This window comes from Pseudomonas sp. YH-1 (genome assembly GCF_051990045.1).
In the GTDB taxonomy this organism is placed as follows: domain Bacteria; phylum Pseudomonadota; class Gammaproteobacteria; order Pseudomonadales; family Pseudomonadaceae; genus Pseudomonas; species Pseudomonas nicosulfuronedens.
Genome location: NZ_CP178184.1, coordinates 6,285,224 through 6,297,604, shown reverse-complemented (window position 1 = coordinate 6,297,604; position 12,381 = coordinate 6,285,224). Strand labels below are relative to the sequence as shown.

The window sequence follows — 12,381 nt, the reverse complement described above, 5'->3', positions numbered from 1 at the left end:
GTCCTTTCCTATCCATGGAGCCTGTTTCTCCGGGCGCTCAAGGTGTAAGACATGACCGATGTAGAGCTGCGGCTTACGGCTGATGATGCCGAGGCGCGCCGCGCAGTCTCGGGGTTCCGCGCTGAGTACCAGAAGCTGGTTAAGGACGTCGAGCGTCCGCTGCGCCAGGCCAATGCGTTTCGGGACCTGGAGAGCCAGTTGGATAGCGGCTCTCGGACTATCCGTCGTGCGCGTGATCGCGTGCGTGAGCTTGGTGACGAGATCGCTCGGACGGACACTCCGACAAAAGCCCTCCAGGCCAGCTACAAGGCATCGGTCGCGGACCTGCAGCGCTTGGAGCGTGTCGAGGCGCAGCAGATTGTTCGGCTGTCCAGCATGCGCGCGGAACTGCAGGCGGCAGGTGTCGACACCCGGAACTTGGCGGCTGAGCAGGCACGACTCAGTAGCGAGCTCGGGCAGCGTGTGTCGGCGGGCCGCGCCGATGCAGAGCTGGCTTCCGCCGGCGGGACGCTTGGCGTAGATCGGCTGCGGACGCTGCAGGCTCAACTGCGCACCCTACCTGCGGACTATGAGCGACTCAGCCGGGCGGGGTTCAAGTCTGTCGCTGAGCAGTCGGCAGCGCAGCTCCAGCTGCAACGCCGCTTGGAGGAAACTCGCCGGGAAATCCAAGAACTGACCGTGGCCAGCCATGGCGCTGGGCGCGTCCAGGGTCTCATTAACGGCGCTGCCGGATTGGGCATTGGTCTCGGGGTAACGGAGGCCGTCACCGCCTACATCAAGGCCGCCGACCAGGTGAAGAACCTGCAGTCGCGCCTGCGGCTGGCGACCAACGATCAGGAGGAGTTCAACACTGCTCAGCGCGAATTGGGCCGCCTGGCGAACGAGAACCAGGCGCCGATCTCTAGCCTGTACTCCCTTTATACCCGGCTGGCGCCGAGCCTGACTGAATTGAAGCGGGGGCAGAAGGACCTGCTGGGCGTGATCGAGGCAGTGTCTGCGTCTACCCGTATCAGCGGCGCGAGCGCTGAGGAGGCTGACGCCTCCATCGTTCAGTTCGCCCAGGCGCTGGGCGCCGGCGCGCTGCGGGGGGATGAGTTCAACTCAGTAGCCGAGCAGACGCCCCGCCTGATGCGCGCCCTGGCCGATGGTCTGGGCGTGGCCCGAGGCGCCCTGAAGCAGATGGCCAACGATGGCCAGCTAACCGCCAACGTTGTTATCAACGCCTTGCTGAAGCAGTTGCCGAAGCTGCGCGCTGAGGCCGCTGCGCTGGAGAAGACCACCGGCGGACAATTCCAGGTGTTGGCGAACGAAGCCACTCAGGCCGTGGGTGCTGTCGATGATCTGACCGGGCAAACCAAGGCGCTGGCCACCGGTCTCAGCCTTGTCAGTCGCGCTGTGAAGCTGGTGAGTGATGGCTTCAAGTCGTTCAACAAAGGTGGTTTCGCCTCTCTTTTCGAGTTCGACCGCCAGGCCACGCAGGACAATGCGATCGCGGAAGTGGAGAAGTCGATTGCCCGCGTCATGGCCGCGAAGAAGGAGCTGCAGGACAACGGAAACCTGAGCATCCTGAATTTCCTTCGCTTCGGCGCTGCCGACATGGCCGAGCTAGACCGTCAGCAGGCCAAGTATGAGGAGTATCTCAATAGCCTCAAAGCCGCGCGTGAGAAAGCTGAGAACGACGCCAAGCAGAAGCGGACGGCGAAGGCGGAGGTGGAAGAGGCCAAGGAACGAGAGCGTAACTATCAGGAGCAGCTCAGAGCTCTGGATGGATTCGCTGGCAGCGAGCGAGCACTACAGGCCGCGCGCGAGGCCGGCGAGCGTGGGTTCCAGGATCGGATCGACCGCGCCCGGCAGGGAGGTCTGGCCAAGCTGAAGGGCTACCTGAACCAGCAGTATCAGGAACTTAAGAAGGCCCAGGCCAACTACGAGCAGGTGGTCGGCGAAACCGAAACGATCCTGAAGCCTTTCAAGGACCTGACGCAGTCCTTCAAGGATGGCACCGCTGGGCCAGCGACATCGGCCAGCTACAGCCAGGTGCAGGATCTGAAGCTGAAGGCCAGGTCGCAGATCGACAGCGACCCCCAGAAAGCGATTGAGTATGCCAACAAGGCGCGTGAGTCGTTGGAGCAGTTGCTATCAGCCGGGGAGAATACCTATGGCCTGCGTGGTGTGGCTGTGGAGTTGGAGGACATCGCTACCGCTGCCCAGGAGGTCCGGAAGGTCCGTGCGGCTGATATCCAGACCAGCGTACAGGACAGCATTTCCGACCTAGTGCGCCAGGCGGACGCACTGAAAAATCTGAGCGTTACCGTCTCCTGGGACCAAGCCAACGAAGAGCAGATCAAGGCTCGGATGTTGGCGCTATCTCAGCAGATCGCCGAGCAGTTGAAGTTCAAGGTGCAGGTGACGGCGCCGGACGTTGACTCCAACGTGGCGAGGGTCACCGCAGACGCGCCCTCGGCACCGCCGGCTTTTGCCGAAGGCGGCTGGACTGGTCCAGGTGAGAAGTTCAAAGAGGTCGGCCTGGTGCACGCGGATGAGCACGTCCAGCCGAAGCGGGTGGTCAATGAGCCCGGAGCGCTCACCTTCCTTGAGCGCATTCGACGGAATGGCTTCACCCGAACGATGGCTGACCTTCGGTCGCGACTGGCTGGCGGGTTGTCAGGCTACGCTGATGGTGGGTTGGTTGGGGCGGTGACTGTCCCGAACATACCTGCTCTACCGGAATCGCTGGCCCTCGGCCAGGGTGGCGAAAGCCTGGGGACGGTAATCCTGAACTTGAATGGGCAGTCCTACACCATGCAGGCCGGTGGTGATCAGTTCGCAGCGCTGCACCGAGAGTCGATGAAGAAAGGCCACCGGCGTAAACCCTGAGCCCCGCACCTGCGGGGCTTTCCTTTTCTGGAGCACCTGAATGTCTCTACCCATGGTCATGCTGGGTGGCTTGCCCATCGTGCTGCACGCCGGTACGGTGGCGCAGTCCATTACGCCGCTGGGTGGCCCGGAAGTCCTCCGGCTCACCAGCGGCAAGGGCGTGCAGCAGACCCACTGGCAGCGCTCAGCGATCGCGCTCAGCGGCTCCGGCTGGATGCCGCCCGGATTGGATGGGCTCGACTATACCCAGCCGCTGGAGCTGCGATGCACCAAGCAATTGAGCATCGTCAGCACCGGCCGCAGCTTCCAGGTGATCGGCACGCCGAGGCCGGACTTCCCTGTTTACGCACTGGCGCTGGTCGGCAAGGAGTGGGTGAGCGCGGAACTGACCTTGACCGGTAGTGCGGCAGCGGTCGCCGAGGCTCCTGGCGCATCGCTCTACCAAGTCCTGTGGATGCCCATGTTCACCGTTTCGGCGAAGCGGCCCCAGGGCGACATGGACCCGGGCAACGGCGCCACGCCTCACGGCTGGCAGATTACCTGCGAGGAGCTGTAAATGCAGATCAACGGCGCCCCGCTGAACTCGTTCGCGCTGAACTCTGCTGGCGCGATCCAGGGCGGCGAGGTTGAGCCAGTGCCGGCCCCTCAGTCGACGCTGTGGTCCTGCCGGATCATGCTGGGCGACGAAGATGTCACCGCGCAGGTTACCGGCAGCATCCGCATTGAGCGGGAGGAGGGGGCGGCCGCCATCGCGGAGTTCTCCCTGTACCTGCCTGAGGCCGGCGTCGACGTGGTCGGCTGGACCGGCCGTGCTGTCGACATCTACTACCGCGAGACCCTGGGTGCCGGATGGCTCGAGGAGAAGCGATTCTCGGGGTGGCTGGAGCAGCCGAGCTACGACCCGCGAAACCGTATCGTTTCTTGCGAGGCGACCGACCGCCTGCAGGACCTGGTCGAAGCGATGGAGATCGCCGATATCGACGCACTCGTGGGCGGCATCTGGACTGTCGATGTGTTCGAGGCCACTGACGGGCGCAGTCGCTGGGACTATGCCGGCGAGCGCCTGGCGTCCGTGGCTGGCAGCCTGGATCGATCCGTTGCTGGTGCGCTTCGGTTGACGCCTTGGGCTGCGCAGGCACCCCTGAAGCGGTTCGCCTCCTGCACAACCATCGACGGCTCCCTGTCTGTGGATATCGCCAAGCTGTCTGACCGCGTCAACCAAGTCGAGCTTGACCTCAAATATCGGTTCAGCCGCCTCCGCGAGAGGCACCAGGCTTTCAATTGGGAGCATCCGGATATTCAGGGCTGGTCGGTGGACAATGGCTTCTGTATCTGGCGCGCCAACTCCACAGAGCTGCCAACCATCGACATGCTCGAGGAGGCGCTTAGCTCGGCTGGGTACAACCTGCTCGCCGGTGCGGAATTGCTAACGGTGCCGCTTTCCGGGGTGTACTGCGACCCGCCGCAGGCCTGGCGCAACGACTTCGACAACCTACTGCTGGCCGCCGACGTGGTGGGGGGGATGCGCTGGGTGCAACCGGTCACGGAGAGCTATGCGCTCACCGTTGTGGCCTCGGAAAGCATCGCCCAGGCCGGGCCGGTGCTACGGAGAGATGGCGCTTCACTGGAAAGTGAGCTGGCACGAGCAGATGACTGGGAGTCGGCCGAGTTCACCGGGCCGGAGTCAGATGCAGCCCAGGACCCCATTGGAGATTATCTGGTCGACCTACGTGAGACGGAGAGGCTGGAGCTTGTCGCGTCATGCATTCTGTCTGGAGCCCGCGTTACCGCTCTCGGTTCGCACCGCGGAAACAAGGTCGCGTGGCAGGTGCCGACCTCCATGGCGCTTGGCATTGACCTCGTGCACACGTTGCTCATGGAGGACCGCATTCGCGCCCAGGGCAAGGTCTTCTCCCTGATCGACGAGTACGACATCGAGGGGCAGACAGCCATCAGCACCATCACCCTGGCCATCAGTCGAGGCGGTGGCACGATTGACGATCCGCTTACCCTGCCGCCTCCGCCGAACAGCGAGGTAACAGGTGAGGTGCCCGAGCTGATCCAGCTGCCGACCCAACTGCGCGGTCGCGGCCTGATGACCTACGACGATGAGTTGGATGGGTTCGCCGGCAACTACGACGAGTTGGATATTGGCTCGCCGCCGGACGCCTTCCCGCGCCGGCACCAGATGACCGCGCCGGAAGTGCCGGCCGAGCACCGTGACGAGTTCACCGCTTCGACAGCGCGAACCTACAGGGTCGCCATCCCCAACGACCTGCTGGAGCTGTAGTCATGACCCTTGCCGATGAGCGCCGCGCGATCGCTGGCGGGATAACGGCTGCCCGCAAGTCTCAGCAGCTGGTGAGCGACCTGCAGTCGCTCGAGAGCCAGCGGCGGAAGATCGGGGAGTTGAACGAGCTGGAGCGCCGCGGTTCCCGGCCGGCAACACCGGGGCGCGCGGTGTACAAGGCGCCGTCCTCCACCAGCTCCGGCGGCATCGCGAGCCCCCTGGTCGAGAAGACCAAGGCCGAGGGCGCCTCGCAGGTGCCAGACCGTGACTACTACGCCGACGGCCTGACCAGTAGCGACGGCCTGCTGATCCTGCCGGCGATTAAGACGCTGCGGATGACGGACGCCAACGGCGCCGACGTTGAGTTCCAATTGGCCGATCCGAAGGGGACCTTATGACCGTACCGCCCTGGGGCTGGCCGTGGCACGGCCGGCTTGATAGCGACGGCCTGCACCTGCCCAACGGCATGCTGATCAGCACGATCTACATGCCCGGCGATATGCCCTGGCTGACGTATCGCCACCAGGTGCCCGGCATCGCGCCGGTGGAGCGCAGCGACGATGAGCTGGCCGCCGACCAGGCTGCCGGCCGGGAGTGGCGGAATCAGTCGATCCTCTGCGGCCGGTATTTCAACCTCTACAACCGTGACCTGGGCGGCTGGGTCTACAGCGCGCCGGATGGCAGCAACTGGACGATCAACCTGGAGGGCCAGACCGCCACCCTGTTCGGCGTGCTGGGCGGCAAGCAGGTGATTCGCTCGATGCCGGTCACCTGGCCGGAAGACCTCGGGCAATCCACGCCGGTCATCTCCGGCGTGGTGGTGAAGCGCGACAACGCCCCTGTGGATATCTCGCCGGACGGCTCCCGAGCGGTGCTGATGCTCTACATGGAAGACCCGGATAGCACCATTGCGCCGGGCGTGCGGCCAATTCCCCTGGGGTTCCTGCTGGTGACCGTCACTGGCGATCGCCAGACAGGCTTCGCCGCCGAGGCCTCGGTGTTGCGCACCAGGCTCCAGACGCTGGGCACGTACATCGGGCAGGACGCCTATTCCGGGGAGCTGCGCGAGTCCCGCTGGACGGTGGGCGCGCCGTACCCGCACGACCCGGAGAACCCGGTGGTGGTGGACCGGCCGGCGGCGTCTGACCCTCCCGGTACGGTGTACGCAGGCATCGACGTAAACGGCCAGCTTGCCCGGTATGCGGTTCGTGAGGGCACGCGGACAGACGCGGTGCAGAACAAGATCCTGGCGGTGTGGTTCAACGCCGCCGGGGAGCTGGTGGACTGCACGCTGGATTTCCAGATCCTCTACGCCTGGAACTACCCGGCCGCCGCGTTCAACGTCGGGCCGTCGCCCACCTCGGTCAACCGCACCACCTCGAACACAACCACCTACTCGCTGACCCTGAAGGTCGGCGGAGAACTGGCAACGACGATGGATGAAGTGGTGGTGCACACCGAGCACTGGGAGAACCAGGCCGGTACCGTCGAACAGACGGAGACGCTGAACGGCGAGAACGTAACGGGGCAGTTCAACCCCATCGCGGGGACCTGGGCGCCGGTGCCGTTCGACTTCTCGAACTGGACCCAACAGCAACAGTGCCTCATCCGGTCGCGCCTGCGGCCCTTCGACTGGGTGCGCTACTCCAACAACCTGTTCGGCCTCTATGTCCGCGTAAAGCCGGATGAGCTGTACATCCAGCACTACCGTGGGCCGGCGGCGCCGGTTGCTGGCGGGGAGGCCTACCAGGTCCGGCGTGCTGACCTGGATGAACCCGAATCGATCTTTGGGCCGTTGCGCTACGGCTCACTCAATCCCATCACCGGGGAGCACACAGCCCCCAGTGACGGAAACAGCATCTCGACTTGGATGTGACCCATGCAGCGCTTCGTAAACAACTTCTTTGCCCAGCTGACTGGCGCACTGGCAGCCGGCGGCGCCGTGCTGCCGATCTCGACCGCGGCGGCCGCGAAGCTCCCAATGGGCTCGGGCGACCACTACCTGCTGACACTGGTCGGCACGCTCGACCCCAGCCAGCAAACCGTCGTGGAGATCGTGAAGGCCACGCCGGGTGCCGGGGGCACCATCGCGATCGAGCGTGCCCAGGAATCCACAGGCGCCGCCAGCTGGCCCGCCGATACCTGGGTGTTCTGCAGCATGACGGCCGGCACCCTCGGCGGGCTGTTCAGCACGCTGGCCACCCAATCGGGCGCCATCGCTGACCAAGCCGAACTGATTGGCCAGCAGCAGGATGCAATAGGGAATCAGGCCGCGCTGATCGGCCAGCTGCAGGGCGACATCGCCGCCCAGGCAACGCTGATCGATCAGCAGCAGACGGCGCTTCAAGACCTGCAGGATCGCGTCACCGTGCTCGAGGGCGGCACCGTACCTGACGGCGTGCTGCTCGACGGCAGCGGCAACTACCTGGTCGATGGCCAGGGCAACAATCTGACTGGAGCATGACATGGCGAACGTCCAACACATCGTCACCGGGGCGGGCGCCCCGAGCAGCGCACCACCCTCGGTGGGCGCGCACTACGTCGACACCACGAACAAGAAGACCTACGTCGCCACCGGCACCGCCTCGGCGGCGGACTGGGGCGATCCGGTATTCACGGGTGACCCGCCGGCCGGCGGTGGCGGCAACGGCGTCGAGTACGCCCTGACCACCGACGAGCTCGCTCCCGGCAATACCACGGCGATCGTGTGGCCGGCAGGGCAGACGGCGCTTCAGATCAGCGCAGGCGGTGCCGGTACCACGTTCACGCTGACCATGCGCAGCATGGCGGCGGACGACAACGTGCACGAGCTTCTGCTGCTGGTGAAGGGCTCGCCGACCCAGAAGACGCTCAAGATCATCCCGGGCGTAGACTTCAGCACCGCGACCCACTCGGTGTACGTCATCCCGGAATCGCTCGGCACGCCGACCGATGCCGGCGACAACTCCTACACCTTCCCGATTGCGAACGGCATGAACGTGTTCCGCTTTATCCGCTCCTACGACAACACCGTGATCATCCCGCAGCTCCAGCCCACCGAGTAACCATCCCGCTTGCCCAAGGAGAAGCCAGCCATGCAGCCGGCCTGCCTACCTATGCGCCTCATTCGGGGTGCGACCTACCGCGACACCCGGCGGCTGATGCAGCCGCCGAAGGAGTACCGGCCGCTGACGGCGATATCGGCCACGGCGCCCGTTCGGCTGACGGTTCCCGCCCATGGCCTGGCCGGCGACTGGCTGGCTTGGGTGATCGGCACCAGCGGCCTGCAGGAGCTGAACCGCGAGCCGCCGCGGCAACTGCCGCACCGGGTGGAGGTGGTCGACGCCGACACGCTGGAGATCAACGGCGTGAGCGGTGCCGGCCTCAAGCCAGTGCCGGGCGCCGGGCAACTGATCTACCAACCTCCGGTCGACCTCACCGGCGCCACTGCGCGCCTGGTCATCCGCGAGCGGGAGGAGGGCGGCGCTCAGCTCCTGGAGCTGACCATGGGCAGCGGCATCACCTCCGCGGCACCGGGCACGCTCGCCGTGGAGATCGCCGTCGACACCACGCAGGCCATCACCTGGACCGCTGGCTGGTATCACCTCGAGGTGACCTTCGCCGACGGCACGGTGAGTCGCTTCTTCCGGGGACCGGTCACCGTAGAGCAGTGAGGCGAGCATGAGCGACACCGAGCAGATCGAGCCCTGGGCGGTGGCCATCGAGGCTGATGGAGCGCCGTTCCTGCTCGAGCAGATCAATGAATACGCGGTGACGGTCGAGGCCCCGGCCGAACTGGTGATCGTCACCGTCGGCGAGCAGGGCCCGCCGGGCGCACCAGGCTCCGGCCTGAGCGAGTGGCAATCCAACGAATGGTAAGGAGCGGCCCATGGCCAACAATGTTCAGTTCTTCAAGGTCACCACGCTGCCGGGCACCCTGCAGCCGAACGCCTTCTACTACGTCGACAACGGCGACTATGCCGAGAGCTACCTGACCAACCAGGCCGGCGAAGCCAAGGCGCTGGGCAACTCAGCGATGATCAATGCCCTGATCGCCGCCGCGCTGGCCAGCCTGCCCAGCAGTGGCGCGCTGGTGCTGTTCGTGGCTGACATCGCCGCACGCGACGCGCTGGACCCCGAAGAGGCGGTGTTCGTGCTGGTGCAGGACGCCACCGGTGACCCGACGGTGACGGCCGGCGCTGCGCTGTACGCCTGGAACCCGGCGACGAGCACCTGGCTGAAGGTGGCTGAGTACGAGTCGATGGACGTGCAGCTGACCTGGGCGGCGATCCAGGGCAAGCCCACCAGCACGCCCGCGCAGATCGACAACGCCGTCAGCCTTGCCCACAGCCATGCCAACAAGGTCACCCTGGACAAGCTCGGCGCCGACGCCGACGGCCTGCTCTACGACGGGCAGCCAATCCACAGCCGCTGGGACGGCTTGAACTGGTGAGCGCATGGCCAACATCAAGCACCACAAGTTCGTGGCCAGCCTGCCGGCGGTGCTGGAGGCCGACAGCATCTACTTCGTCCGCGTGGGCAGCGGTTACGACCAGTACGTCACCAACCATAGCGGGACGATAGTGGCCTACTCCATGAACCGGCCGACGAAGGTTTCGGTGCTGCTCAACGGCGGTATTGGCGCCTACATCAATGTGTCCGCAAACAGCACGCTTGCGCTGACGATGAACAACGGAACGACCTACAACCTGCCGGTGACCCTCAATGGCTAACAACTTCATCCCGCTTCGCTACGAATACAGCGGCGGCAGCTCGCCGACCGGCTGGGCCGAGTACCAGACTGGCGAGACCATGGCGTTGCCAGGCAGCCTGCAGTTCACCGGTAATGGTAGAAAACTGGTGGGCGATTTTTCATCTGGTGTGGGGTCTCTGGCTAACCGAACCTTCTTCCAGACGAGCACTGTAAATGGTCAGACAATGGTTCCGATCATTCCGAATGGGACTTCGGCGATATCTGGTTTCCAACTGTTCTCTTCGGCGGATGTGGAGAACTCTCCGTTGGGGGTTTTCCAGAATAACGGATCCAGTATTCTGCTGCTGGCAGCTGCAACGGGCGCTGGAGCACAGCTACCGCTTGTGCTTGGAACGTCCGGCGCCGATCGCGTGTCGATCGGGTCAACGGGCGGTGTACAGCTGAGCACACCCTTCAGGTTTCCTCCCTACACGCTGGCCACTCTGCCATCCGCTGCAGCCTATAGCGGGCACTGCATTGAGGTGTCGAACGCCGCTGGCGGCGCAAAGATCTGCCGATCGAATGGCTCTGTCTGGCAGGTCATCAATACCACCACAACCGTGAGCTAACACCATGGCATCCTTCGAAGAACGCACCCGACTCTACGAGGTGCTTACCCGCGTTAATCCGGATGGCTCGATCGCCTCCCAGGCGTCGTACATCAGCGAGGTGCTACGCGATGGCGTAGTGATAAGCGCCACGGTCAATCCCCCCGTTGTGGTTGATGACGGAGACACCGAGGCCTATGCGGCGTTCGTCTCTATCGTCGGCGCCGCTACAGCTGAAGCTTTGCTGTTCGCGCAGTCGAAAGATGCTGAGCTACAGGCGGTGATTGGCGGCCAGGCTGAGCGAATCGCCCAGTTGGAGGCGCAACTTCAGGGATTGTTGAAGCTACTCCCCGCTACCTAACCCGGTACCTACCAATCAAGCCCGCCACTCGGCGGGTTTTTTATGCCTGGAGAAAACCATGGACCTTCGAGAAGTGCGCCGCTCGATCATCGAACCGGCGCTGTTGCTGCTGCCTGCAAAAATGGAAAGCCCGCAGGCGGTCGTCATGCTGCTGGCCATCGGGCTGCAGGAGTCGCGATTCACCTATCGCCGCCAGATGGGCAGCGGGCCGGCGAAGTCGTTCTGGCAGGCAGAGCAGGGCGGCGGCATGGTCACCGGCCTGCTGCGCTACCGCGCCCAGGACGTCCGAGACCTGGCAACCGGCCTGTGTGCCGTGCGTGGCGTTGTCCCAGCTGCGCCTGACGTGTGGAACGCCATCGAGCACGACGACGTGCTGGCGGCCGGCCTGGCGCGCCTGCTGCTCTATACCGATCCGGCCCGCCTGCCGGAGCTGGGCAAGGAGTCGGTGGCCTGGGACCTGTACCTGAGAACCTGGCGCCCGGGGGCATACGATCGCGGTACGCCCGCCCAGCGCGCCGAGCTGCGGAAGAAGTGGGCGGCGAACTACGCCGCGGCGCTGGAGGCGGTCCAGTGACTGGCCAGGGGAAGTTCCTCGCCCTGGCCCTGGCTGTCTTGTTGCTGCTCTGTGCCGGCGCCGGAGTTGGTGCGTGGCTGGCCGCCGGACACTACCGGCCGCAGCTCGACGCAACTGCCGCGCTACTGGTCATGTGCAAGACCGCCCGGGGGAACCTCGAGGAACTGACCAAGGAGCAGGGCGCCAAGCTCGGCGAGTTGGCCAACCAGGCAGAGCAGCGGCAGGCGAAGGCGGCCCAGGCTGTCGCCGACGCCCACCAGCAGGCCGCCCAGCACTACGCCGCCGCCCAGCGTCTGCAGCTGGAGCGCGCCGAGGGCGACCAGTGCGCTGCGGCAGAGGCCGTGATCGACAAGGAGCTGGGGCTATGAAGTGGCTTCTGGTGTCGGTGGTTGCGCTGGCGGGGTGCGCTGGCCAGGTCGAGCATGAGCCGCGTACGGTGCGCGTGGAGGTGCCGGTGGCGGTGCCCTGCCGGGCGCCGGCAGTCGAGGCGCCGGCCTGGGCGACTGCGTCGCTTCAGAAGGGCGATAGCCTGCAGGCCAAGGTGCGCGCCTTGCTGGCCGAGCTGGAGCAGCGTAAGGGCTATGAGGTGCAGCTGCGCGCGGCGGTGCAGGCGTGCCAGTGATTAGTCACTGAAGAAAACTGAATAGAGCCAGGCCCAAAAGAAGAACAGCACAGGCAGACCAAAGAAGACGACATAGGGCGGCGGATGCCCCTTCAGCCATCCACCTGTGGACAGGATGGCAACACCAAAGAAGACGATATGCCCCAAGGTTCGCTTGCTTCCTTTCATCCCGGCTCCCGTGATTTTGCATTACGCCAAAATTACGCCAACAGAAAAGAAAAAACCCGTAAGAACAACGTCTTACGGGTTTTATTTGGTGCCCCGGGAGAGACTCGAACTCTCACTCTGTCGCCAGAAACGGATTTTGAATCCGCCGCGTCTACCATTCCGCCACCGAGGCAATGGGCGCGCAGTATAGGGAGGCGCTCTGCGCCGGTCAA

17 protein-coding genes and 1 tRNA gene are annotated in these 12,381 nt (G+C 64.7%); 16 read left to right on the top strand and 2 right to left on the bottom strand.

The window, feature by feature from the left end:
* Positions 1-51 precede the first annotated feature (51 nt).
* Genes ACKI1H_RS29145 through ACKI1H_RS29070 form a run of 16 tightly spaced genes read left to right on the top strand, consistent with a single transcriptional unit; the run spans position 52 to position 12,001 of the window.
* A complete protein-coding gene (locus ACKI1H_RS29145) occupies positions 52-2,874 on the top strand; it encodes a tape measure protein (protein ID WP_440467117.1) in 2,823 nt (940 codons plus the stop codon).
* A 40-nt stretch (positions 2,875-2,914) separates the two neighbouring features.
* Positions 2,915-3,430: a hypothetical protein gene (locus tag ACKI1H_RS29140; protein WP_440467116.1), complete on the top strand. Its 516-nt coding sequence runs from the start codon at positions 2,915-2,917 to the stop codon at positions 3,428-3,430.
* Positions 3,431-5,164 carry a hypothetical protein gene (locus ACKI1H_RS29135; protein ID WP_440467115.1) on the top strand — a complete coding sequence of 578 codons (1,734 nt, stop codon included), beginning with the start codon at positions 3,431-3,433 and terminating at the stop codon, positions 5,162-5,164.
* A 2-nt stretch (positions 5,165-5,166) separates the two neighbouring features.
* Positions 5,167-5,562, top strand: a complete 396-nt coding sequence (locus ACKI1H_RS29130; RefSeq protein WP_416748269.1) for a hypothetical protein — start codon at positions 5,167-5,169, stop codon at positions 5,560-5,562.
* A complete protein-coding gene (locus ACKI1H_RS29125; protein ID WP_440467114.1) occupies positions 5,559-7,040 on the top strand; it encodes a hypothetical protein in 1,482 nt (493 codons plus the stop codon). Before ACKI1H_RS29130 ends, ACKI1H_RS29125 begins: the two co-directional genes overlap by 4 nt.
* 3 nt (positions 7,041-7,043) lie before the next feature.
* The gene (locus ACKI1H_RS29120; protein WP_440467113.1) at positions 7,044-7,628 is read left to right on the top strand and encodes a hypothetical protein; all 585 of its coding nucleotides are present in this window, start codon (positions 7,044-7,046) and stop codon (positions 7,626-7,628) included.
* A gap of 1 nt (position 7,629) precedes the next feature.
* Entirely contained in the window at positions 7,630-8,208 is a 579-nt protein-coding gene (locus tag ACKI1H_RS29115; RefSeq protein WP_440467112.1) for a hypothetical protein, read from the top strand.
* 30 nt (positions 8,209-8,238) lie between these two features.
* Positions 8,239-8,817, top strand: coding sequence for a hypothetical protein (locus ACKI1H_RS29110; RefSeq protein WP_440467111.1), 579 nt, complete (start codon positions 8,239-8,241; stop codon positions 8,815-8,817).
* Between the two features lie 7 nt (positions 8,818-8,824).
* The gene (locus tag ACKI1H_RS29105) at positions 8,825-9,022 is read left to right on the top strand and encodes a hypothetical protein (protein ID WP_280056008.1); all 198 of its coding nucleotides are present in this window, start codon (positions 8,825-8,827) and stop codon (positions 9,020-9,022) included.
* A gap of 10 nt (positions 9,023-9,032) precedes the next feature.
* On the top strand, positions 9,033-9,596 hold the full coding sequence (locus ACKI1H_RS29100; protein WP_440467110.1) for a hypothetical protein: 564 nt from the start codon (positions 9,033-9,035) through the stop codon (positions 9,594-9,596).
* 4 nt (positions 9,597-9,600) lie between these two features.
* Positions 9,601-9,876, top strand: coding sequence for a hypothetical protein (locus tag ACKI1H_RS29095; protein WP_440467109.1), 276 nt, complete (start codon positions 9,601-9,603; stop codon positions 9,874-9,876).
* Positions 9,869-10,465 carry a hypothetical protein gene (locus ACKI1H_RS29090; protein WP_440467108.1) on the top strand — a complete coding sequence of 199 codons (597 nt, stop codon included), beginning with the start codon at positions 9,869-9,871 and terminating at the stop codon, positions 10,463-10,465. The genes ACKI1H_RS29095 and ACKI1H_RS29090 overlap by 8 nt, the downstream gene beginning before the upstream one ends.
* A gap of 4 nt (positions 10,466-10,469) precedes the next feature.
* Positions 10,470-10,805 (top strand): hypothetical protein, encoded by a 336-nt coding sequence (locus ACKI1H_RS29085; RefSeq protein ID WP_440467107.1) that lies wholly within the window; start codon positions 10,470-10,472, stop codon positions 10,803-10,805.
* A gap of 58 nt (positions 10,806-10,863) precedes the next feature.
* Positions 10,864-11,379, top strand: a complete 516-nt coding sequence (locus ACKI1H_RS29080) for a hypothetical protein (RefSeq protein WP_440467106.1) — start codon at positions 10,864-10,866, stop codon at positions 11,377-11,379.
* Complete coding sequence (locus ACKI1H_RS29075; RefSeq protein WP_440467105.1) at positions 11,376-11,747, top strand: hypothetical protein; 372 nt, start codon at positions 11,376-11,378, stop codon at positions 11,745-11,747. The genes ACKI1H_RS29080 and ACKI1H_RS29075 overlap by 4 nt, the downstream gene beginning before the upstream one ends.
* Complete coding sequence (locus tag ACKI1H_RS29070; protein WP_440467104.1) at positions 11,744-12,001, top strand: hypothetical protein; 258 nt, start codon at positions 11,744-11,746, stop codon at positions 11,999-12,001. Before ACKI1H_RS29075 ends, ACKI1H_RS29070 begins: the two co-directional genes overlap by 4 nt.
* Here ACKI1H_RS29070 and ACKI1H_RS29065 read toward each other — a convergent pair whose 3' ends face one another.
* Entirely contained in the window at positions 12,002-12,169 is a 168-nt protein-coding gene (locus tag ACKI1H_RS29065; RefSeq protein ID WP_440467103.1) for a hypothetical protein, read from the bottom strand.
* A gap of 86 nt (positions 12,170-12,255) precedes the next feature.
* Positions 12,256-12,341: transfer RNA gene (locus tag ACKI1H_RS29060), tRNA-Leu, on the bottom strand.
* Positions 12,342-12,381 lie beyond the last annotated feature (40 nt).

What these genes read in the sequence shown, in the direction of transcription:
- ACKI1H_RS29145 (WP_440467117.1), top strand. Translation starts at nt 52, where the DNA reads ATGACCGATGTAGAGCTGCGGCTTACGGCTGATGATGCCGAGGCGCGC.
- ACKI1H_RS29140 (WP_440467116.1), top strand. Translation starts at nt 2,915, where the DNA reads ATGTCTCTACCCATGGTCATGCTGGGTGGCTTGCCCATCGTGCTGCAC.
- ACKI1H_RS29135 (WP_440467115.1), top strand. Translation starts at nt 3,431, where the DNA reads ATGCAGATCAACGGCGCCCCGCTGAACTCGTTCGCGCTGAACTCTGCT.
- ACKI1H_RS29130 (WP_416748269.1), top strand. Translation starts at nt 5,167, where the DNA reads ATGACCCTTGCCGATGAGCGCCGCGCGATCGCTGGCGGGATAACGGCT.
- ACKI1H_RS29125 (WP_440467114.1), top strand. Translation starts at nt 5,559, where the DNA reads ATGACCGTACCGCCCTGGGGCTGGCCGTGGCACGGCCGGCTTGATAGC.
- ACKI1H_RS29120 (WP_440467113.1), top strand. Translation starts at nt 7,044, where the DNA reads ATGCAGCGCTTCGTAAACAACTTCTTTGCCCAGCTGACTGGCGCACTG.
- ACKI1H_RS29115 (WP_440467112.1), top strand. Translation starts at nt 7,630, where the DNA reads ATGGCGAACGTCCAACACATCGTCACCGGGGCGGGCGCCCCGAGCAGC.
- ACKI1H_RS29110 (WP_440467111.1), top strand. Translation starts at nt 8,239, where the DNA reads ATGCAGCCGGCCTGCCTACCTATGCGCCTCATTCGGGGTGCGACCTAC.
- ACKI1H_RS29105 (WP_280056008.1), top strand. Translation starts at nt 8,825, where the DNA reads ATGAGCGACACCGAGCAGATCGAGCCCTGGGCGGTGGCCATCGAGGCT.
- ACKI1H_RS29100 (WP_440467110.1), top strand. Translation starts at nt 9,033, where the DNA reads ATGGCCAACAATGTTCAGTTCTTCAAGGTCACCACGCTGCCGGGCACC.
- ACKI1H_RS29095 (WP_440467109.1), top strand. Translation starts at nt 9,601, where the DNA reads ATGGCCAACATCAAGCACCACAAGTTCGTGGCCAGCCTGCCGGCGGTG.
- ACKI1H_RS29090 (WP_440467108.1), top strand. Translation starts at nt 9,869, where the DNA reads ATGGCTAACAACTTCATCCCGCTTCGCTACGAATACAGCGGCGGCAGC.
- ACKI1H_RS29085 (WP_440467107.1), top strand. Translation starts at nt 10,470, where the DNA reads ATGGCATCCTTCGAAGAACGCACCCGACTCTACGAGGTGCTTACCCGC.
- ACKI1H_RS29080 (WP_440467106.1), top strand. Translation starts at nt 10,864, where the DNA reads ATGGACCTTCGAGAAGTGCGCCGCTCGATCATCGAACCGGCGCTGTTG.
- ACKI1H_RS29070 (WP_440467104.1), top strand. Translation starts at nt 11,744, where the DNA reads ATGAAGTGGCTTCTGGTGTCGGTGGTTGCGCTGGCGGGGTGCGCTGGC.
- ACKI1H_RS29065 (WP_440467103.1), bottom strand. Translation starts at nt 12,169, where the DNA reads ATGAAAGGAAGCAAGCGAACCTTGGGGCATATCGTCTTCTTTGGTGTT.